This window comes from Synechococcus sp. FACHB-909, assembly GCF_014698945.1.
In the GTDB taxonomy this organism is placed as follows: domain Bacteria; phylum Cyanobacteriota; class Cyanobacteriia; order PCC-6307; family Cyanobiaceae; genus Cyanobium.
Map to the genome: position 1 here is coordinate 246413 of NZ_JACJTY010000004.1, position 20925 is coordinate 267337.

19 protein-coding genes and 1 pseudogene are annotated in these 20925 nt (G+C 69.0%); 4 read left to right on the forward strand and 16 right to left on the reverse strand.

What is annotated here, in order from left to right:
* Positions 1-96: 96 nt before the first annotated feature.
* The 5 genes from H6G99_RS08875 to H6G99_RS08895 are packed head-to-tail and all read right to left on the reverse strand — an operon-like array spanning position 97 to position 5574.
* Positions 97-603 (reverse strand): FUSC family protein, encoded by a 507-nt coding sequence (locus H6G99_RS08875; RefSeq protein ID WP_190611111.1) that lies wholly within the window; start codon positions 601-603, stop codon positions 97-99.
* Between the two features lie 10 nt (positions 604-613).
* Positions 614-1582 (reverse strand): PhoH family protein, encoded by a 969-nt coding sequence (locus tag H6G99_RS08880; RefSeq protein WP_353617209.1) that lies wholly within the window; start codon positions 1580-1582, stop codon positions 614-616.
* 44 nt (positions 1583-1626) lie between these two features.
* Positions 1627-2052 (reverse strand): 30S ribosomal protein S16, encoded by a 426-nt coding sequence (rpsP, locus tag H6G99_RS08885; protein ID WP_094585505.1) that lies wholly within the window; start codon positions 2050-2052, stop codon positions 1627-1629.
* Positions 2053-2098: 46 nt separating this feature from the next.
* The gene (ffh, locus tag H6G99_RS08890; protein WP_190611113.1) at positions 2099-3595 is read right to left on the reverse strand and encodes a signal recognition particle protein; all 1497 of its coding nucleotides are present in this window, start codon (positions 3593-3595) and stop codon (positions 2099-2101) included.
* Complete coding sequence (locus H6G99_RS08895) at positions 3595-5574, reverse strand: ARC6/PARC6 family protein (protein WP_190611114.1); 1980 nt, start codon at positions 5572-5574, stop codon at positions 3595-3597. Before H6G99_RS08895 ends, ffh begins: the two co-directional genes overlap by 1 nt.
* A gap of 108 nt (positions 5575-5682) precedes the next feature.
* On the opposite strand from H6G99_RS08895, the gene pdhA reads away from it, so the two are divergent.
* The gene (gene pdhA / locus H6G99_RS08900; RefSeq protein ID WP_190611115.1) at positions 5683-6792 is read left to right on the forward strand and encodes a pyruvate dehydrogenase (acetyl-transferring) E1 component subunit alpha; all 1110 of its coding nucleotides are present in this window, start codon (positions 5683-5685) and stop codon (positions 6790-6792) included.
* Between the two features lie 244 nt (positions 6793-7036).
* Complete coding sequence (locus tag H6G99_RS08905; RefSeq protein ID WP_143594188.1) at positions 7037-7876, forward strand: hypothetical protein; 840 nt, start codon at positions 7037-7039, stop codon at positions 7874-7876.
* A gap of 12 nt (positions 7877-7888) precedes the next feature.
* Here the strand turns inward: H6G99_RS08905 and H6G99_RS08910 are convergent, their stop codons facing one another.
* Positions 7889-8821, reverse strand: a complete 933-nt coding sequence (locus tag H6G99_RS08910; protein ID WP_094587426.1) for a sigma-70 family RNA polymerase sigma factor — start codon at positions 8819-8821, stop codon at positions 7889-7891.
* A 244-nt stretch (positions 8822-9065) separates the two neighbouring features.
* Complete coding sequence (locus H6G99_RS08915; RefSeq protein WP_190611117.1) at positions 9066-10712, reverse strand: NAD(P)H-hydrate epimerase; 1647 nt, start codon at positions 10710-10712, stop codon at positions 9066-9068.
* Between the two features lie 148 nt (positions 10713-10860).
* Here H6G99_RS08915 and mnmA point away from each other — a divergent pair, with 148 nt between their 5' ends.
* Positions 10861-11976 (forward strand): tRNA 2-thiouridine(34) synthase MnmA, encoded by a 1116-nt coding sequence (gene mnmA, locus H6G99_RS08920; protein WP_094587433.1) that lies wholly within the window; start codon positions 10861-10863, stop codon positions 11974-11976.
* On the opposite strand, the gene glf is transcribed toward mnmA, so the two are convergent.
* From glf to H6G99_RS08950, 6 genes are all read right to left on the reverse strand, one after another.
* A complete protein-coding gene (glf, locus tag H6G99_RS08925) occupies positions 11961-13094 on the reverse strand; it encodes a UDP-galactopyranose mutase (protein ID WP_190611118.1) in 1134 nt (377 codons plus the stop codon). The two genes, mnmA and glf, sit on opposite strands and share 16 nt — an antisense overlap.
* Before the next feature lie 39 nt (positions 13095-13133).
* A complete protein-coding gene (locus H6G99_RS08930) occupies positions 13134-14186 on the reverse strand; it encodes a radical SAM protein (RefSeq protein WP_353617208.1) in 1053 nt (350 codons plus the stop codon).
* Between the two features lie 117 nt (positions 14187-14303).
* Positions 14304-15344 (reverse strand): hypothetical protein, encoded by a 1041-nt coding sequence (locus H6G99_RS08935; RefSeq protein ID WP_190611121.1) that lies wholly within the window; start codon positions 15342-15344, stop codon positions 14304-14306.
* 5 nt (positions 15345-15349) lie between these two features.
* Positions 15350-15595 carry a 2Fe-2S iron-sulfur cluster binding domain-containing protein gene (locus H6G99_RS08940; RefSeq protein WP_094587435.1) on the reverse strand — a complete coding sequence of 82 codons (246 nt, stop codon included), beginning with the start codon at positions 15593-15595 and terminating at the stop codon, positions 15350-15352.
* 50 nt (positions 15596-15645) lie between these two features.
* Positions 15646-17163, reverse strand: coding sequence for a cobyric acid synthase (locus H6G99_RS08945; RefSeq protein ID WP_094587430.1), 1518 nt, complete (start codon positions 17161-17163; stop codon positions 15646-15648).
* 32 nt (positions 17164-17195) lie between these two features.
* On the reverse strand, positions 17196-17570 hold the full coding sequence (locus H6G99_RS08950; RefSeq protein ID WP_190611122.1) for an Npun_F0494 family protein: 375 nt from the start codon (positions 17568-17570) through the stop codon (positions 17196-17198).
* Positions 17571-17623: 53 nt separating this feature from the next.
* Between H6G99_RS08950 and H6G99_RS08955 the strand changes: the two genes are divergently transcribed.
* A complete protein-coding gene (locus H6G99_RS08955; RefSeq protein WP_094587436.1) occupies positions 17624-18229 on the forward strand; it encodes a nucleoside triphosphate pyrophosphatase in 606 nt (201 codons plus the stop codon).
* Here H6G99_RS08955 and H6G99_RS08960 read toward each other — a convergent pair.
* From H6G99_RS08960 to H6G99_RS08970, 3 genes and pseudogenes are all read right to left on the reverse strand, one after another.
* Entirely contained in the window at positions 18214-19119 is a 906-nt protein-coding gene (locus tag H6G99_RS08960; RefSeq protein ID WP_190611124.1) for a hypothetical protein, read from the reverse strand. The two genes, H6G99_RS08955 and H6G99_RS08960, sit on opposite strands and share 16 nt — an antisense overlap.
* A 317-nt stretch (positions 19120-19436) precedes the next feature.
* On the reverse strand, positions 19437-20825 hold the full coding sequence (psbC, locus tag H6G99_RS08965) for a photosystem II reaction center protein CP43 (RefSeq protein ID WP_015108803.1): 1389 nt from the start codon (positions 20823-20825) through the stop codon (positions 19437-19439).
* Positions 20809-20925, reverse strand: a pseudogene (locus H6G99_RS08970) (photosystem II D2 protein (photosystem q(a) protein)); the annotation flags it as partial. The gene psbC and the pseudogene H6G99_RS08970, both read right to left, overlap by 17 nt.

Genomic DNA, 20925 nt, shown 5'->3' on the forward strand with positions numbered 1-20925 from the left:
GCATTTCAAACTGAATCCATCTTGCCAGCGGCCCCAGGGTTGCGGCGGGGGCGCCGGTTCGGATCTCCCCATGCGGGCCCCTTGTGCGGACAGGCTTCAGGCCTCGTCCAGAGGCTGGCGCCGCGATCCGGGCCAGAGCCACACCGCCAGCAGGGCCACGCCCGTGCCAATGCAGGATTCCAGGAAGCGCAGCAGGGCGTTCACACCCGGACTCAGGGCCGGATCGAGGCTGCCGGTGACCATCACGACGATCACCGTGATCGCCGCCAGACGGCCGTGGCTGGGCACGTTGATGGCCGCACAGATCATCACCGTGGCGAAGATCGCCAGGGCCATGCCGAGGGGGTGAAAGGGCAGCAGCGTCAGGTACACCGCACTGGTGATGGCGCCGATCGCCGACCCCAGAATCCGCAGCGAGGCCGAGGAGGCCGCATCCTTGCGGGTGACCTGGGTGACGACGACGGCGGAGATCGCCGACCAGAGCCCGCCGATCTTGGGCAGGTAGCCGGGAAACAGGCTCGTGAACCAGAAGCCCAGGGAGTAGGCCACCAGGGCGGCCACCGCGATCTGGGCCGGGATGCGCAGACTTTCGGCCCTGTTCATGGTTCCGAGTTCATGGTTCCGATCGGGCAGGGGGGGCGTCCGTCCGCTTCCTGGCTGGGGGTTGGCCTGGGCGGGCATCGCGGCGGGCGTAGGCCTGCACCAGCCGCTGCACCAGCGGATGGCGCACCACATCGGCGTCGGAGAAGCGGCAGATCGCCACCCCTTCGACCCCGGCCAGCACCTGCTCCGCCTCCACCAGGCCGCTCAGCTGGCCCGGAGGCAGGTCGATCTGGGTGGTGTCACCGGTCACGACCATGCGGGAGTTCTCCCCCAGCCGGGTGAGCACCATGCGCATCTGGGCGCAGGTGGTGTTCTGGGCCTCATCGAGGATCACGAAGGCATCGGCCAGGGTGCGTCCGCGCATGAAGGCCAGGGGGGCCACCTCGATCACGCCCTTCTCCAGGAGCTGGCTGGTGCGCTCCTGACCCAGGAGCCCGTGGAGGGCGTCGTAGAGGGGACGCAGATAGGGATCCACCTTCTGCTGCAGGTCGCCGGGCAGGAAGCCCAGCCGTTCGCCCGCCTCCACCGCGGGCCGGGTCAGCACCAGCCGCTCCACCTTGCGCTCCTGCAGCATCCGCACGGCCAGGATCGTGGCCAGGAAGGTCTTGCCGGTGCCGGCGGGCCCGATCGCCAGGGTCAGGTCGTGGCGTTCAATCGCCTCGACATAGCTGTTCTGCCGCAGGGTGCGGGGACGCAGGGGGCGTCCGGTGACGCTCGTGGCCAGCACCTGGAGCCCCATGCTGCGGTGCTGGTCGGAGCGCCCCGTGTCCAGGGCCGTCAGGGCCGCCTGGATGTCCACCGGTCCGATGGGTTCGCCCCGTTGCCACAGCGGCTCAAGGAGCTGAACCAGGGCCTGCAGCCGCTCCACCTGGGAGCTGCGGCCCCGGATCTGAAGATCGAGGCCCCTCAGGACGATCTGGGCACCCGTGAGGGCTTCAAGCCGACGCAGCGAAGCACCGTCCGTGCCGGCCAAGGCGATGGCGGCGGCGCTGTCGGGCAGGGCGAACGTGGAGGAGAGCTCGCTCAGGCCTCGGCGGCGGCAGGTTCGGCGGCGGCGGCAGCGGCCGCTTCGGCGGCGGCGGCGGCCTCAGCGGCCTGCTTGGCGGCCTCGGCTTCCTTGGCGGCGGCCGCTTCCTTGACCGCAGCAGCGGCGGCTTCCTCACGGGCCGCAGCCTGCTTGAGCTTGCCGACGGTCTCGGCGGGGCGGGTGGTCTTCTCGATCAGACCGCCCTTCTCGAGCAGGCTGCGCACGGTGTCGGTGGGCTGGGCTCCCTGGCCCAGGCGGACGCGGATGGCCTCGGCGTCGAGGCGGGTTTCCTTGGTGCGGGGGTTGTAGAAGCCCAGTTCCTCGAGCGGACGGCCGTCGCGGCGGGAGGTGCTGTTGGTGGCCACCAGACGGAAACTCGCTTCCCGTTTCTTGCCGAACCGCTTCAGCCGGAGCTTGATCATCTGGAAAAGGGTGCTCGAAATGCAGCCCCCAATCCTACAGGCCGGCTCAGAGCTGGCCGAATCCCTTGCGCTTCTTGGCCGGCTTGGGGGGTTTGCGGGGCTGGCCGCCGCCGCGGCCACCGGGGCCGCCCATCCCCGGCATGCCACCCATTCCCGGCATTCCGCCCATGCCGGGCATGCCACCCATCCCCGGCATGCCGCCACCCATGCCGGGAAAGCCGCCCATGCCCGGCATCCCGGGCATCCCACCGCGGGTCATCTGCTGCATGAAGCCGCGCATCTTCTGGAAGTCAGCGAGCACTTTGTCCACATCCGCCGGGGTGTGGCCGCTGCCGGCGGCGATGCGGCGGCGGCGGGAGGGCTGGGCGGCCAGCAGTTCGGGCTGGCGGCGTTCGGCCTCGGTCATCGAGCCGATCATGGCCTCGATGCGCTTGAGCTGGCTCTCTCCCTGGCGGAGCATGCCGTCGTCGATCTTGTTCATGCCGGGGATCAGCTTCATCAGCCCGCCCAGGGAGCCCATGCGCTTGATCAGGCGCATCTGCTGCACGAAATCAGAGAAGTCGAAGCTGGCTTCCTGCAGCTTGCGCTGCATCTTCTCCACGTCGGCCAGCTCCACCTCCTTGGTGGCCTTCTCCACCAGGGTGAGCACATCGCCCATGCCCAGGATCCGGCTGGCCATCCGTTCGGGGTGGAACGGCTGCAGGGCCTCCACCTTCTCGCCGGTGCCGATGAACTTGATCGGGGCGCCGCTGACCTTGCGGATCGACAGGGCGGCCCCGCCGCGGGAATCGCCGTCCAGCTTGGTGAGCACGGCGCCGGTGATGCCCACCTGCTCGTGGAAGGCCCTGGTCAGATCGGCCGCCTCCTGGCCGATCATCGAATCCACTACCAGCAGCACCTCATCCGGGGCCGAAGCCTCCCGGATCCGGACCATCTCCTCCATCATCGAGGTGTCGATCTGGAGGCGGCCGGCGGTGTCCACCAGAACGGTGTCGAAGCCTTCCTCCCGCCCCTTGGCCACGCCGGCGGCGGCGATCGCCTCCGGGGTGGCGTCGCTGCCCAGGCTGAACACCTCCACACCGATCTGGCGGCCCAGGGTCTGGAGCTGGTCGATGGCGGCCGGCCGGTAGACGTCGGCGGCCACCAGCAGCGCACGCCGCCCCTGCTCCTTGAGGTGCAGGCCCAGCTTGGCGGTGGCGGTGGTTTTGCCGGCGCCCTGCAGGCCGGCCATCAGGATCACGGTGGGCCCTTCCGCGCCCCGGGCCAGGGGGGCATTGGCGCCGCCCATGGTCTCGACGAGCTGGGCGTGCACCAGCTGGATGAACTGCTGGTCCGGGCTCACCCCGCGCACTACCTCGGCGCCCACCGCCTTGCGCCGCACCTCCTCGATGAACTCCTTCACCACCGGCAGGCTGACATCGGCCTCCAGCAGGGCCCGCCTCACATCGCGGAGGGCGCCATCGACGTTCGTCTCCGAGATGGCCGCCTGGCCCCGCAGTCCCTTGACCGCGTCTTCAAAGCGCTGGGAGAGTTCGTCGAACATCAGTTGAGGGATTGGGTGGCCACCAGGCGCCAGCTGTCGCCGTCGCGTCCGAATACATAACCATTGCGCAGCTCCATGGGTGCCGTGGTCTCCACCACCGTCCCCTTGTCATCAAGGCGCCGGTCGCTGTAGCGGAGCCGGGCGACGGCGACGATGCGCCGGGGCCCGCTTTCCGAGAGGGTCAGGTCGGTGATCCGCACGTCCAGCCGCTGGGTCTGGCCCTTGGCGGCATCACTGCGGCGCTCGCTGGCGAGCCGCTCCACCGGCCCTTCCCGGGCGATGCGATCCAGGCCCTGGGGCATGGGCTCACCGGCCAGCACATCGCCCTTGACCGTCAGCCAGTTCTCCAGCAGCCGGCGGACCTGGGCCGCATCCGGACGGGGGCTGGTGAGGGGCGTGAGGCTCTGGCTGATCGCCGGCCCGGGGCTGGGCGCCGGGGCGGCTGGGGGCTTGGCGGCTGGAGGCTTGGCGGGGGGAGCCGGCAGTGGAGCCGGCGGCGGTGGCGGCGCGCTCTGGCGCTGCCGCAGCACCCAGGCGCCGGCCAGCAGCAGCAGCAGGGCGGCGCCGCCCGCCAGCAGCCAGGGCCGGGGGGGCAGGGGCCAGCGCAGGGGCACCTCGTCATCCAGTTCCCCGTCGTCGTCGGGATCCGTTTCGGGGCCTGTTGGCGAAAGAAGGGCGAAGCCCTCAGGGGCCGAGGCGACAGGAGAGAAGGACTCCGCGGGGGGAAACCCAGGGGTCTCGAAGCTCGGGAAAGGGGGAGGGGCCGCAGCGGCCGGCGCCGCCGGCGCCGAGAGGTAGGCGCGGCCCCGGCGCTGGTCCTCCCGTTCCACATACGCCACCACGTCCCGGTCGCTGAAGTAGGCCACCAGATCCGGTTCGGCTTCCAGGTCCCGGTAGCCGGGCAGCACGTCCCGCACCAGCCAGTCGCTGCAGTAGGCGCAGAGCTGGCCGAGGGGATCGTCACTCTTGGCGGCCGCCCAGGCCTTGAGGTCCTCGCTGGCGCCGCTGTCGAAGCAGGCCCTCGCCGTGTCGGCCTCCCCCAGCAGCAGGTGCAGGTTGGCGAGCAGCGGCTCGACGCCCTCCCGTCCGCTGCGCTGCAGGCGGTTTCTGGCATCGGCGATGCGTTCGGGTTTGCGCTGGGCGAAACCGGAGGCGGTGAGGGCGATGGTGGCCAGGAAGTCGGCCGCCTCGGATCCGCTGGCCGCCCAGCGGCTGAACAGATCCACCTGTTCCTGGACGGTGAGGAAGGAGCGGATCTGGTGGAAGAAGGTCTGGAAGTCCTGGCGGGGGAAGTGGGGATCGCCATCCCCTTCAAGGCCCCCGCGCCGCTGCACCAGCTGCTCCAGCAGCGCCAGTCCCTCGCGCCGCTCGGTGCCGGCGGCCAGATCCCGGCTGAGCAGATCGAGGACGCGATAGGGGGTGAGCCGATCCAGTCGGGCGTTCATGGTTTCCCTGAGCTCGGGTTGCCTGCCGAGACGTTGCAGCAGCTGCAGGCCCTGCCGCAGGGTGCGGGCGGCGGCTTCGAAGCGCCGCTGCTCCTCCAGCTCCTTGGCGGCCTCGAGGCAGGACAGTCCCGCCAGGAGGGTCAGATCGGTTTCGCGGCCGCTGCCCAGGGTGGGGGCCTGGGGCAGCTGCAGGCTGCGGCTGGCCAGCTCGAAGGCGTCCAGGGGCTGGCCCCCCTCCATCAGCAGCAGCAGTCCGCCCACCTGCCGGGTGGTGGCGATCTCGAGGGCAGGCTGCAGGGAGCCGGCGGTGTCGGCCAGCCCCGTCAGTTCCGCTTCGTAGGCGGCGCGCCGGTCGTGGTCACAGAGCAGGTCGGCGCTGGCGCGGAGCAGGTCGGCCCGCGCCTGCAGGGTTTCTTGGGTGAAGCCCCCGTGGGGCACCCGGTCCAGCCGCGACTGGAGGGTGCGCAGGACCCCCTGGGCGTCGGCGGACGGAGAGACGCCCAGCAACCGGAAGTGATCGATCGGCAGGTCCAATCCGATGAGGCCGCTGGGGCGCGACTGTAGTCAGAGGCAGTGGTTTTGACTGTCATCAGGGAACGGACCCCGTACAGTCGTGGCCACGAATCGCATCGCCTTCCTGCCATGACTCAGGAATTGACCGCGGCGCGGGCAGCGCAGCCCGGCATCGTCGGGGCAAGCTCCTCGACCGAGGAGGCCGGCAGCCATGCGGTGCGGCTCGAGGGCCTGTACCCCGCCGAGCGGGCCAGTGTCAGCCGGGAGGAGGGCCTGATGCTCTACCGCGACATGACCCTGGGGCGGCGCTTCGAGGACAAGTGCGCCGAGATGTACTATCGCGGCAAGATGTTCGGCTTCGTGCATCTGTACAACGGTCAGGAAGCCGTCTCCACCGGGGTGATCCGGGCGATGCGCCTCCAGCACGACTGGTTCTGCAGCACCTACCGCGACCATGTCCATGCCCTGAGCTGCGGCGTGCCGGCCCGGGAGGTGATGAGCGAGCTGTTCGGCAAGGCCACCGGCTGCAGCAAGGGGCGGGGCGGGTCGATGCACCTGTTCTCCCGGGAGCACCATCTCCTCGGCGGCTATGCGTTCATCGGCGAAGGCATCCCCGTGGCGCTGGGGGCGGCCTTCACCAGCCGCTACAAGCGTGATGCCCTCGGTCAGGCCGACAGTGACGCGGTCACGGCGGCCTTCTTCGGCGACGGCACCTGCAACATCGGCCAGTTCTACGAATGCCTGAACATGGCATCGCTGTGGAAACTCCCGATCCTGTTCGTGGTCGAGAACAACCGCTGGGCCATCGGCATGGACCACAACCGGGCCACCAGCGAGCCGGAGATCTGGCGCAAGGCAGCCGGTTTCGGCATGGTCGGCGAGGAGGTCGACGGCATGGATGTGCTGGCCGTCCGGGCGGCGGCCCAGCGGGCGATCGCCCGGGCCCGGGCCGGTGAGGGCCCCACCCTGCTGGAATGTCTCACCTACCGCTTCCGCGGCCATTCCCTGGCGGATCCCGACGAACTGCGCGAAGCGGCGGAGAAGGAGTTCTGGGCCAAGCGTGATCCCATCAAGCAACTGGCCGGCCGGCTGGTCGAGGAGGGACTGGCCGCGGCCGAGGAGCTCAAGGAGATCGACCGGGAGATCGATGCCGTCGTGGCCGATTGCGTCGAGTTCGCCCTGGCGGCCCCCGAGCCCGATGGCAGTGAACTCACCCGCTACATCTGGGCCGACGACTGAACAGCGGGCTGTTGGCGGTACGGCGCGGGCGTTGCCGGAACAGCTGGGATGTGGCTGGAACAGCTTGGTTGGGGCTGACTTCTGCCCACCGGGATTGTTGAAATGTCCCTGCTCTTTCCCAGCCTTCCGTCATGATGACCAGGCGATCTTCTTGCATTGAGTCGATGTTAGGATCGCTGAAATTGCCTGGACGGCAGCGGCTCTGATGGCCAAGCGTGTACTTGTCACTTTCACGGATCACCGCATGAAAGTGGCCCGCCGCCGCCTATGCCGCCAGGCGAAAGAGATGGGGGTGTACACGGATATCGTGGGGGCTTCCGAGTCCGATCTCGATCCTTCTTTTCGCCAGCGTTTCAAGGACTATCTGACACCGGAGCACCGGGGTTTCGGCTACTACGCCTGGAAGCCCCAGATCGTTCTTCAGACCCTCGAGCGCCTGCAGGACGGCGACCTGGTGCACTGGGTTGATTCCGGCTGCCATCTCAACCCGGCGGGGCGGGAGCGCCTGCTGGAGCTGTTCTCCATGGCCGCGGCGGCCCCTTCAGGCCTGCAGGGTTTCGAGTGTCTGCCTCCCAACGGATCCCTCGTCTACGAGGGCCGTCAGTTCCCCGACCAGTTGGAGGCCAGGTGGACGAAGGGCGACCTGCTCGACCGGCTGGCGGTGCGCGACCGGCCGGAGATCACGGACACCCAGCAACTGGGGGCGACCACCTTCTTCGTGCGCAAATGCCCTGCCGCCATGGACTTCATGCGGCACTGGGTCAGGGTGTTCAGCGAGGATTTCTCGATGATCGACGATCGCCCGTCCCGTTCCCCCAATCTGGAGGGGTTCAAGGAGCACCGCCACGATCAGTCGATCTATTCGATCCTCGGCAAGTTGCTGCCCATCTCGACGACATCCGTGTTTGAGTTCTGGTTTCCACGGGCCGACAACTGCTGGCTGCCGGACTGGGAAAGGGTCGGCGAGGCTCCGATCCAGATCCGCCGCGACCGGGGCCTCAAGGGGGAGAGCCGGCTGAAGATCGCCGGGCTCCAGGCCAAGGGCTGGTTGAAGCGGGTTCTGGTGGGAGGGGGCCGCCGCTGAGGGCTCGGCCGATCAGGACAGGGGAACGGAGCTGCGGGTCGAGAGGGTGCGCAGCTTGCGCAGGGCCTTCAGTTCGATCTGCCGCACCCGCTCCCGGGAGACATCCAGCTGCCGGCCGATTTCGGCCAGGGTGTGGCGCTCCATGCCGTCGAGGCCGAAGCGGAGGGCCAGCACCTCCTTTTCCTGGGCCGAGAGGTGGCCCATGAGCTCGGCCAGCTGCTCCTGGTGCATGCCCCGCTCGATGCGATCCAACGGCTCCTCGGCGGAACCATCGGCGATCAGGTCACCCAGGAAGCTGCGGCCGTCTTCCGCATGGATGGGGGCATCCAGGCTGGAGATGGTGAGCGCCTGGCGCAGCAGGGAATCGAGTTCCTCGACGGGAATGGCCATGGCCTCGGAGATCTCCCGGCGGCTGGGCATGGCGCCGAGCTTGTGGGCCAGCTCCAGGCTCACCTTGCGGACCGTCGTCAGCCGTTCGCTGAGGTGCACCGGCAGGCGGATGGCCCGGGACTGGCAGGCGATCGCTCGCGTCATGCTCTGGCGGATCCACCAGAAGGCATAGGTGGAGAACTTGTAGCCACGGGTGGGATCGAACTTCTCGACGGCGCGCTCGAGGCCGAGGGAGCCCTCCTGGATCAGATCGAGCAGTTCGAGGCCCTTGCCCTGATACTTCTTGGCCACGCTCACCACGAGACGAAGATTGGCGCGCATCATCCGCTCCTTGGAGCGGCGGCCGACCTTGATCGTCTTGTTCTCCTGGATGGAGTATCCGGGTTTCGATTCCTCCACCAGGTGCATCATCGCCTGCACCTGGTTGCCGAGCTCGATCTCCTCGGCCGGGGTCAACAGAGGCTCTCTGCCGATGGAGGTGAGGTACCAGGTGATGGAATCACTCCCTCTGCGGGTGGAGCCCTCCCTTCTCGTCGCGACGGCGGAGACGGTCATAGGAGGGGGCGTAATGGCGCCTTCGAAAGTGTGAACGGATTATCCACCCACTGGCAGGGGCAGAAAGTGTCTGGAACAACTTTTAAGGATTTACATGTGAACCCACACACAATCGGATTTCTTTAGTGATTGGCTCCGGTTGGATGAGCAAAGGGCTAAATCTTCCGTGGATCTGTACGAAGAGCCTGCAGTGTCGCCAGATGGGGAAGTGGCCTTCCCTGGCCTAATCCGAGCGGTTGTTTCTTCAGTCCAGCAACGGCTGCGCCTGCCACGTCTCCTGCTCCGGAGCTGTTGCTCCCCGTGCCAGCGCCTCGGCCACCTCAAGGGGGGTGGCCCCGCCGGCCCCGTGCCGCTCCCGGCTTCGGATTCCGGCCAGCGCATGGTCGAGGGCGGCGGCGGCCAGCCAGTCGGCATCGGCCGGCGCCCCGGCCTGAGGCCCCCCCCTGGCGGCCAGCGCCAGGGCCCCCCGGCCAGCCGCGTAGCCGGCGAGCACATCCCCGAGTCCGGCCCTGGCCGCCTCCGGGCAGGCCGCCAGCAGCTGCCAGCGGCGCCCGTCGGGGGCCGCCACGACGCTGCGGGCCCCCTTGAGCAGCACGCTGGCGCCGGTGCGGCGGGCCGCCGCCGCTGCCGCCTCCGGCCGCGGGAGCGGGGCCAGGTCGGGGAAGAGCCTGCGGAACTCCTCCGCGTGGGGGGTGATCCAGGTGGGGCCCCGGCGCGTTTGGAGCCAGTCGCTGCCCAAGGCCGCCAGGCGGTTGAGCCCATCGGCATCGAGCACCAGCAGGCCGCCGAAGTCGGCCAGGTCCTGCCAGCGCTTCCGTTCCGGGCCTTCGATCTCCGCCGCTGGCGGCGCACCGGCGGGGCCGACCCCGCCCAGGCCGGGACCCAGCAGCACCGCATCCAGCCGATCCAGCCAGCCCGCAGAAAGATCCGCCAGGGCCAGCCCCCCGGCCGAGGTGGCCCCCAGGCCGGGCTCCAGCACCACATGGGGGTGGATCTGCCAGAGGTGGGAGGTGACCTCCTGGGGGAGGGCGGCCCGGAGGCTGCCGCACCCGGACGCCGTGGCGCCGGCCAGGGCCAGGTGGGCGGCCCCCCGGAAGCGGCGGCTGCCGGCGACGACCAGCAGGCGACCGCGGGCGTACTTCCCGGCGGCCGGATCGGGGAGGGGCCAGGGGGCGGAGCACTGGTCGCTGGCCCCCAGGCCCAGCAGCGGCTCGCCGTCGTGTCGGCCCAGGAGGGCGGCCGGCAATCCGAGGTCGATCCGCTCCAGCTGTCCCACCCAGCGCAGGGCTGTGTCCTGAACCAGGCCCCGTTTGATCAGGCCGATGCTGTAGGTGGTGGCGGCCGTGGCGGCCACGCCGCCGAGCAGGACACCCCCATCGGCATCCAGGCCGGTGGGGACATCGATGGCCAACAGGGCGCCGGGCCGCCGCCGCTGCCTTTCCTCCAGGAGGGCTTCGATCAGGGGGCCGGCCGGCCGCTGCTGGCCGATGCCGAAGAGGGCATCCACCCAGAGGGCCGGATCGCCCGGATCGGGCGGGGCCTCCAGCAGGGGGATGCCGAGCCAGCGGGCATGGCGCAGGTGGGCCTCGGTGAGGGGGCGGCGGCGCTCGAAAGGGCACCAGATCCGCACCCGGCCCCCGGCCAGGTGCCATTCCCTGGCCACCACCAACCCATCGCCGCCGTTATGTCCCGGACCCACGAGCACCAGCAGGCCATGCTGGCGCTCCCGGTCCGGCCGTTCCGCCAGGCGGCGGCTCACCGCCAGGGCGGCCTTCTCCATCAGGGCCTCCACCGGCAGGCCGCTGGCGAACAGCTCCTCCTCGATGGCGGCCATGGCGGCGCCGCTCACCAGGACGTGATCGGCATCCGCCGGCGGCCAGGCGGTGGGCATCGGCCCGAGGTTCACGGCGGCCCGAGCAGTGCTCTCCCATGATGGAGCTGTCCGCCCGTTCCACCCATCGGAATCCTTGAGCCCCACCGCCGCCACGGTCTCCGTTCCGCCTGAGTCCACCGCCCAGCCCCCCGCCGTCACCCCCGAGGTGGCCGAGGTGCTCGCACGCCTTGGCGACTGGCCGGGTGAGCGGCGGGTGGCGGTGGGCCTCTCCGGCGGCGTTGACAGTTCCCTGACCGCAGCGCTGCTGGTGGCGGCCGGCTGGGAGGTGGAGGGTCTCACCCTGTGGCTGATGAGCGGCAAGGGCGCCTGCTGCGCCGAGGGGCTGGTGGATGCGGCCGGCATCTGCGACCAGCTGGGGGTCCCCCACCATGTGGTCGATTCCCGGGCCCGGTTCCAGGAGCAGATCGTCGATTTCCTGGTGGAGGGGTACGGCGAGGGCCTCACCCCCCTGCCCTGCTCCCGCTGCAACCGGGCGGTGAAGTTCGGCCCGATGCTGGAGTGGGCCGAGGCGGAGCGCGGCATCGGCCGCCTCGCCACGGGCCACTACGCCCGCCTGCGGCACGACGGCCGCCACCAGCTGCTGCGGGGCCTGGATTCCCACAAGGACCAGAGCTACTTCCTCTACGACCTGCCCCAGTCGGTGCTGGGGCGGCTGGTCTTCCCCCTCGGTGAACTCACCAAGGAGGCCACCCGGGCCGAGGCCGCACGCCTCGGCCTGCGCACCGCCGCCAAGCCCGAAAGCCAGGACCTCTGCCTCGCCGACCACCACGGGTCGATGCGGGCGTTCCTGGATGCCTACCTGGCGCCCCGCCAGGGCGAGATCGTGCTGACGGACGGCACGGTGCTCGGGGAGCACGACGGGATCGAGCACTTCACCATCGGCCAGCGCAAGGGGCTGGGGGTGGCCTGGAGCGAACCGCTTCATGTGGTGCGGCTGGATGGGGCCATGAACCGGGTGGTGGTGGCCCCCCGGCGGGAGGCAACGCGCCAGTCCTGTGTGGTGGGCGCCATCAACTGGGTGTCGATCGCGCCGCCCAACGGGCCGATCGAGGTGGAGGTGCAGGTGCGCTACCGCAGCCTGCCGGAGCGGGCCCTGCTGACGCCCCTGCCCGAAACGGCCGCCGACCATGCCGCCGGACGGCCCCATCGGGCCCGGCTCGATTTCGCCGAGCCCCAGTTCTCGGTGGCTCCGGGGCAGGCGGCGGTGGCCTACAGCGGCGAGGTGCTGCTCGGTGGCGGGCTGATTCAGGCCGACGCCTGACGGCTCTCGCTGCGGAACCGGTTCATCGCCGATTCGATCACCACGTGCATGTCCATGTACTTGTATTCGGAGAGACGGCCGCCGAAGATCACGTTCTCCGTGCCCTGGGAGAGCTCCTGATAGCGCCGGTACAGCCCCTGGTTGTGGGCATCGTTGACCGGGTAGTAGGGGATGGCGTCACCGCTGCAGGGCCGGGGGTATTCCCTGGTGATCACGCTGACCGGGGAGCTGGAGCCTTCGAAGTGCTTGTGCTCGATGATCCGGGTGAAGGGCTCGTGGGTATCGCAGTAGTTGATCACGGCATTCCCCTGGAAGTTGTCGGTCTCCACCACGGCGTTGTCGAACTCCAGCGAGCGGTACTCCAGCCGCCCGAGCGCGTAGTCAAAGTACTGGTCGATGCAGCCGGAATAGACCACCTTCTGGGCCAGGCGCTCCAACGGGGTGCGGTGGGCGAAGTAATCGACGTTGAGGCGGACCTCGATGCCCTCCAGCATGGCGTCGAACAAGGCCGTGTAACCGCCGATCGGAATGCCCTGGTAGCGGTCGGAGAAGTAGTTGTTGTCGTAGGTGAAGCGCAACGGCAGCCGCTTGATGATGAAGGCGGGCAGCTCACGGGGATCCTTGCCCCACTGTTTGCGGGTGTACTCGCGGATCAGGGTCTCGTAGATGTCCTTCCCCACCAGCGACAGGGCCTGCTCCTCCAGGTTGGTGGGTTCGCCGGTGAAGCGCTGCGAGGCGATCTTCTGGCGGGCTTCCTCGGGCGTGCGCGTCTGCCAGAGCTCGTAGAAGGTATTCATGTTGAACGGCAGTGAATAGAGCTTGCCTCCGGAGATCGCCTTGGGCGAGTTGATATAGTTGTTGAATTCAGCGAACCTGTTCACGAAGGCCCAGACGGCCTTGTTGCTGGTATGAAAGATATGGGCGCCGTAACGATGGACGTTGATGCCTTCCAGCTTCTCCGTATAGCAGTTGCCACCGATGTGGGGGCGGCGCTCGACGATCAGACAACGCTTGCCGGCATCGGTGGCGAGCCGGGCAAAGGTGGCACCGAACAGCCCGCAGCCGACGATCAGATAGTCGTAGGCGGGGGCGTCCGCCTGGGCAGGTGAGTCCGACACCGTGCGGAGGCGCGAGCCTGAGTCAATGGATGTCACGGATCAGCGAAAATCCTTCAGATCGACGGGCAGAAGGTTTTCGATCGATTGCTGGATTTCCGGCGGCTCCTGCATGCCATAGGTGGCGAAGATGTTGATGCCGGTGCTGGTGCACTTCTTGCAGAGTTCGCTGCCATAGCGCTTGGCCTGCATCGCCTGGTAGGGGGTGTCCAGGTAGTTGGCGATCGATGGGGCGGAGGGGGACTGCACGCAGCAGACCGAGAAGTTGCCTTCGTGGTCGAGGCACACCTGGGACTCGCGCATGAAGCAGTTCTGTGATCGGTGGTCACCGATGGCCTGCTGTACCAGCTGGGGGCTGTAGTAGATGTACTCGAGTTCCGGGGGGATCGTTTCGAGCCCGTCGAACATCTTGTCGATGGGCATGTAATAGGCGTGGTAGGGGCTGAATTTCATCCCCAGCTTTTCACAGAAGTGCTTGAACAGGTGCACCTCATGCAGGTTCTCCTTGTGTACCAGATAACGCACGTCGATGTTCTTGAAGCATTCCCAGTCGCCGAGGGTTTCGGAGATGCGGATCAGGTTGGCGAGCACCGGTTCGATCCGGCCGCCCTTGTGGTTGATCTGGTAGGTGCGCTGGGTGAAGCCCGACACCGTGATCGTGAAGTTCCAGAGACGCAGGGGCTTGAGCAGGGACCAGTCGTAGTCGTAATTGAGGTTGGAGGAGATGCCGCAGGGAACGCCATGGCTCTCGGCGCAGGCGATCAGTTCATGGAGCTTGGAATGGAGCGTGGGCTCGGTCCAGTTGTACAGGCCAAAGCGGCAGTTGCCATTGGTGTCGGCCTTGGCCTTCAGGCAGATCTTCTCGAACAGCTCGATCGGCATCTCCGTCAGCTTCTGGCCGATGCTGTTCGTGTACTCGGGCATGCCGACGGGACAGGCGGTGCAGCGGAGATTGCAGCCACTCACCACATCCACCCAGAATTCAATGACTTTCTGACCGGGAGGTACAGGGGAGTATTCAGGCCAAAGAAAACGCTTGACAGCCGATTGCACGTTCTTCGGAACGGCACGCTTCAGGACTGTTGGCAGCGCCATCTAGATTCCTACAGAAACGTCATGCGTCTTTGCATCGTAGCTCCTGCCCGCTGACATCGAAGCTCCCGTGGTTTCGATTCGACGATGACGACGCATCGTTCTGGCTGAGGCGGCGTCTCAGCGGTTCGTTGTCTGTCGGCCCCGGCCGGAGGCCCCCTGCAGGCGTCGCCCCAGTCCCTGCAGCGTCCGCTGGCGCCGTCGCCACCAGCAGCTGACCGGCGGCGGCGCCAGCCACCGCGTCAGTCGCCCCAGGCGCCGGCCCCAGGCCACCCGCAGGTGCTGGGCCATCCGCTCCCGCCGGCAGCTGGCCAGCTGGGCGGCCGAAGGACCCCGGTAGGCCGGCAGGTCCAGCTGCAGGGCCAGCCGCTCGGTGGCTTCGCGCCAGTACCGGGTGGCCTCCTGCCTGATCTGCCAGCACTCCCGGATCGAGCCCACGCTCAGCAGCGTCTCCGCAGAGAAGCGCCCCACCTCGAGGATCCCGGGCAGTCCCAGGGGGTTGGTGCCCTGTTCGCTGATCACCAGGCAGCCATGCAGGGGCGCCTGCCACATGCGGCCGGAGAGGGTGATGCCCCGCTGGTACGGGTACATCAGGCCGTAGCAGCACCAGGCGCCTGCCAGCTGGCGATTCGCTTCGAGGTAGCTGAGGCCGTGGGTGGCCAGGCCCAGCCTGTCCCAGCGGCCGCCGAACACCTGCACCAGCCCTCGGCGCGCCAGCCGGGCCAGATCCTGCTGGTAGGGGTCGTCGCCCATCGGTTTGAAATTGGCGATGTGCAGCGGCCTGCCGGACCGTTTGCGGAACGGGCTCTGTTGCCAGAACTCGGGGACCACCGGCAGGTACCCCGGCACCCAGCGCAGCCCCTCGGGCACCTGGTCCGGTCGGAACAGGGAGATGAGGCGGATCTCACGGGCGCGGGGGAAGCGCTCGGGCCAGTTCACCTCGAGCTCCTTGACGTAGTCGTACACATGCACGATTCCCCGGTGGTCCTGATAGGCGTGGCCAGGATCGCCGCGCAGGATCACCAGCAGGTCGAGATCCGGATCGACACCGCCTCGGGCGAACCCGTAGCCCGCGGCCCGATAGAACAACCGCACGTTCCAGATCACGTCGAGATCCTGGAAATCGATCGAGAGGATGTGGAACCGGGGGGGGGAATTCACACGGCCTACCAGTGGGGATCGCTGGCCAGGCTGACGGTCAGCCGGCCGCTCGCGCTGGAGGGCACGGTGGCCACACAGGCCCGCACCATGCGTCCATTGACCTCGATCTCGCAGGCGCCGCAACTGCCCCCCAGGCAACCGGTGGGGATCAACACCGCCGCCTGGCGGGCGGCCTCCAGCCAGTCCTGGCCAGGCAGGGCCGTCGTGGTGCGTCCGTCCGGCCACGCGATGGTGATGGCAGGACGGGGGATGGCGATGGGGGGAGGGCCGTTCTGGCGGAAATCTAGGGGGTGCCGGCCGTTCAGGAGCGCGGCGTCCGGGGGAGGGGACCCGGGGCCAGCAGGGGCGCCAGGTCGACGTGGGCCTCGAAGGCGTCGGCCAGGCGATCGAGCAGGGCGTCCCGCTGGCGGCCGTGGTGGGGCTGGTTCTCCTCCAGGGGCGGCAGCCGGCGCCGCCGCCGCAGCTGGTTGAGCCAGCGGCGCCGCCAGGGGCCGTTCTCGAAGATGCCGTGCAGGTAGGTGCCGGCCACCAGACCCCCCTGGTCGCCGGACTCCGTCCACCAGCCCAGGGCCCCGTCCTGCGCCAGGGGCGCGCAGCCTGCCGGGTCGGTCCGCTCGCTGCGGCCGTGGTGCAGTTCGAAGCCCTCCACCACCTGCAGGTCGCCCTGGCCGGGGGGCCAGACGGCCCGGCTCTGCCGTTGCCGCAGCGCCTTGTCGCCCTGGAAGACGGTGCGCAGGGGCAGCAGGCCCAGCCCGCCCACCCGCTCCCCGGGCTGGCCCCCTTCCAGGCCTTCGGGGTCGTGCAGCTCCTCCCCCAGCATCTGCAGGCCGCCGCAGAGGGCGAACACCTGTCCCCCCCGGGCCACATAGGCCCGCAGCTGCTCCGCCATCCCGCTGCTGCCCAGCGACGCCAGGTCCCGCAGGGTCTGCTTGCTGCCGGGCAGGATCACGGCGTCGGGCTGCTCGAGGGGTTCCCCCGGCCGCTGCCAGCGCAGCCGCACGCTGGGCTCCGCCTCGAGCGGGTCGAGGTCGGAGAAGTTGCTCAGGGAGGGCAGGCGCACCACCACCAGGTTGAGCTCGGCGCGGGGCTTGCGGCTCCCCCGCTCCAGCAGGTCGAGGGAGTCCTCGGGGGGAAACAGCTCGTCGAGCCAGGGCATCACCCCCAGCACGGGCACCCCGGTCTGCTGCTCCAGCCAGTCGCGGCCGGCATCGAACAGGGAACGGCGGCCGCGGAAGCGGTTGATCAGCAGCCCGCCGATCAGGGGCCGCTCCACCGGCCGCAGCAGGGCCAGGGTGCCGACGATCTGGGCGAAGACACCGCCCCGCTCGATGTCCGCCACCAGCAGGCAGCGGGCCCGCAGGTACTGGGCCAGCCGCAGGTTGGTGAGGTCCCTGGCCTGCAGATTCACCTCCACCGGGCTGCCGGCCCCCTCCAGCACCAGCCGGCCGCCGGGGTGGGCGGCCTGCAGTTCCGCCAGGCCCGTCCGGATCGCCGCCCAGCCGGGCCGGAACCAGTCGCGGTAGTAGTGCTCCGCCCGGGCCGTGCCCACCGAGCGCCCCAGATGGATCACCTCACTGGTGCTGTCGCCCCGGGGCTTGAGCAGCACCGGGTTCATCGCCACCCTCGGCTCCAGGCCCGCGGACCAGGCCTGCAGGGCCTGGGAGTAGGCCATCTCCCCGCCCTGCGGGTCGACCCAGGCGTTGAGGCTCATGTTCTGCCCCTTGAAGGGCAGGGGCTGCTCGCCGCGGCGCCGCAGCACGCGGCAGAGGGCGGCGGTCATCAGCGATTTGCCGGCGCCGCTGCTGGTGCCCAGCACCATGAGCGGCCGGGGAGAGGCGGAGTGGGGGCGGTTCAAAGGCGGGGGCGGTGGCGGCGCAGCGCCTCCAGGATCCGCTCCCGCCGGCCCGCCCGCGGAATTTCGCCCGGCCAGCGTCGCAGCAGCTGGCGGCCCATCGGCGTCAGCCGCACGCGCTCGGTGAGCCCCTGGCCATCGACTTCCCGTCGCAGCACCCCCAGCCGGATCAGCCAGAGGAAATGGTCCTCGGTCCGGTCGCTGCTGAGGGGAAGGAAGGTGAACGGGGCAGGAACCTCGGTGCGGCCGGCCAGTTCCGTGCTGCTCAGGGGCTGCTCCCCCACCGTCTCGTAGAAGCGGCGGCGGAAGGGCAGGCAGCGGAGGGAGAGGGCGGCCCGCGCCAGCGAACGGGACTCGGTGTCGGCCTGTTCCATCGACCCATTCTCCCCAATCGACGGGCAGGCTGGAGACCCCGCTGGAGACCCCCTTGCTGCTGCTGGCTTCCGCTTCCCCGGCCCGCCGCCGCCTGCTGGAGCAGGCCGGCATCCCCCACCGCATCCAGGTGAGCGGCGTGGATGAGGACGGGATCCGGGAGGCGGATCCCCGGCGGCTGGTGCAGGCGCTGGCGCTGGCCAAGGCCCGGGCCGTGGCCGCCACGCTCGCTTCGCCGGCGGACTGGCCGCCGTTTGGGGTGCTGGGCTGTGATTCCCTGCTGGAGGTGCAGGGGGAGCCCTGGGGCAAGCCCCGGGACGCTGCCGAGGCGGTGGCCCGCTGGCGGCGCATGGCCGGCGGCTGGGGGGATCTGCACACCGGCCATGGCCTGCTGCGGCATCCCGCCCCCGGGGAGCCTGAGGAGCCCCTGCAGGCGGTCGTGACCACGCGGGTGCACTTCGCCGCCCTCGACGAGGCGGCCATCCAGGCCTATGTGGCCAGCGGTGAACCCCTGGCCTGTGCCGGCGGCTTTGCCCTCGAGGGCCGCGGCGGTCTGGTGGTGGAGCGGCTGGAGGGCTGCTTCAGCAACGTGATCGGCCTCAGCCTGCCCCTGCTGCGGCGCTGGCTTGGCCCCGGGACCCTGGCTCAGGCGCCCGGGTGATGGGCCCGGATCCGCCGCAGCCAGTGGGTCATCGACATGGTCTCGAGCACGGCGCGACGCTGGGCCGGATCCTCGAACCGGGGATGCAGCTCGTCCCGCCAGGCCTCCAGCCGGGCGGGGGAGAGGCTTTGGCTGTTCCAATCGTCGACATAGGCCACCGGCAGATCGCCGAAGGCGACGGTGGTGGGATTGCGCTCGATGATCGGAATGGCGCCGGCCAGCAGGGCCGTGAACGCCTTCGGGCAGGGATCGAGGCCGCCGCCGCCGGCGCAGATCACGAAGGGATAGCGCTGGAGGGTCGGGAAGAAATCGTCGTAGGGAATCTGCTCGTGCACCTCGACGAACGCCCGCCACTCGCCGGTGGCGAACCGCATCACCGTTCGCCGGTTCTCCCATTGCGGACCTTCGCGCACGTAGTGGGCGCAGAAGGCCTTCAGGGGCCGCTCCCGGATGGCGACCGGAGCGTCCTCGGCCAGGGTCTGCCGGTAGATGACGTGGCCATCACTGTTGATGCAGCCCAGGGGAATCGGGGTGACACCGTCCAGCGGGGTGTCCAGATTCTCCGCATACCAGTGCAGCAGTCGGGGGTCGTCCAGGAGGCTGAGCAGACGTTGCTGCAGGCCGGAGGCGAGGTAATCGGGAAACCGCCGATCCACCTGCCGGGGCAGGGTGGTGTCGGCATCGCCCGTGATCAGAACGAAGCGCGTCGTCGCCGCGAGGCGGGGGAGATAGCGGTCCAGAAACAGCTCCAGGCACTCCGGCACGGCCTTGACGAACAGGAGTTGGGGCTGGGCGCGCAGGTTGCCGAAGAAGCCATGGCGGGTCAGGCTCCAGTCGGCCCAGTGGGCGATCGAGGGGATCGTGGGCTCCACCAGCCGCGTGTTGAGCACCAGGCCGGTCCCGTCCGGGTTCCGGCGGCTCAGGGAGTGACGGGTCGCTGAGAACCGGCGCCGGTTGACCAGCCGCTCGATGGCCTGGGTGCGACGCCTTATCCGGGGACCAAGCAGGACCCGGAGGGTGCGAGGCGATCGCCGGACCTTGCCGCTCAGCCTCCCCCACAGGCTCGAAGCGTCCGTGGGGGAGGGATCACCCATCGGATCTGCCAACGGCTGCGGCGGCCCCAAAGATACGGCAGCAAAAAGCCCCCGCCCGGGGGCGGAGGCTGGCGGGATGGCTTGGGATCCGGAGTGTGGATCCCGGGGTGCCATCAGTCGAGGTCCGGCATGGCCAGGGTGGGCTCGGCCTGACGGTCGATGCCCTTCTCGAAACCGGCTGCGGCGGCACGGGCCCGGCCCGCATGCCACAGGTGACCGACCAGGAAGAAGAAGGCCAGCACGAACTGCGTGGAGGCCAGCCACTGGCGGATGTTGACGAAGTTCACCGAGTTGGGCTCGGTGATGATGCCGCCCACGGAGTTGAGGGAGGCGTTGGGGGCGTGGGTCATGTACTCAGCCGCCCGACGCACCTGCCAGGGCTGGATGTCGTTCTGGAGCTTGTCGAGGCTCAGACCGTTGGGGCCACGCAGGGGCTCGAGCCAGGGACCGCGGAAGTCCCAGAAGCGCATGGTTTCACCACCGAAGATGATCTCGCCGGTGGGGGAGCGCATCAGGTATTTGCCCAGGCCGGTGGGGCCCATGGCGGAACCGATGTTGGCGCCCATGCGCTGGTCGCGCACCAGGAAGGTGAAGCTCTGGGCCTGGGAGGCTTCGGCGTTGGTGGGGCCGTAGAACTCCGAGGGATAGGCGGTGTTGTTGAACCAGATGTAGGCCGAGGCGATGAAGCTCATGAAGCTCAGGGCGCCGAGGCTGTAGCTCAGGTAGGCCTCACCGTTCCAGATGAAGGCGCGGCGCACCCAGCCGAAGGGCTTGGTGATGACGTGCCAGATGCCACCGAAGATGCAGATCAGACCGATCCAGATGTGGCCACCGATGATGTCCTCCATGGAGTCGACACCGATGATCCAGCCCTCGCCGCCGAAGGGGGCGCGGGTGAGGTAACCGAAGATCACCCCGGGGCTCAGGGTGGGGTTGCTGATCAGGCGTACATCACCGCCACCAGGGGCCCAGGTGTCGTAGACGCCGCCGAAGAACATGGCCTTGAACACCAGCAGCAGGGCACCCACACCGAGAAGGATGAGGTGGTAGCCGATGATGTTGGTCATCTGGTTCTTGTCGCGCCAGTCCTGGGAGAAGAACGCGGAGTAGTTCTCCAGGATCTCCGGGCCGCGCAGGGCGTGGTACAGGCCGCCGAGGCCGAGCACGGCGGAGCTGATCAGGTGCAGGACACCGACCACGAAGAACGGATAGAGATCGGTGACCTCACCGCCGGGGCCGACGCCATAGCCGAGGGTGGCGACGTGGGGGAACAGGATCAGGCCCTGTTCGTACATGGGCTTGTCGAAGGTGAAGTGGCTCACCTCGAACAACATCATGGCGCCGGCCCAGAAGACCATCAGGCCCGCATGGGCCACGTGGGCACCGAGAAGACGGCCGGAGAGGTTGATCAGCCGGGCATTGCCCGCCCACCAGGCATAGCCGGTGGAGTCGAGGTCCTTGCCCCCGACCGAGATGAGACCGGAATTAAAGGGCGTTTCCACGGGGCAGAACCTCTTCAGGGAAGATGAAGTTTTCGTGCGGTTGGTCGGCAGGCGCCATCCAGGCACGCAGACCTTCGTTGAGCAGGATGTTCTTGGTGTA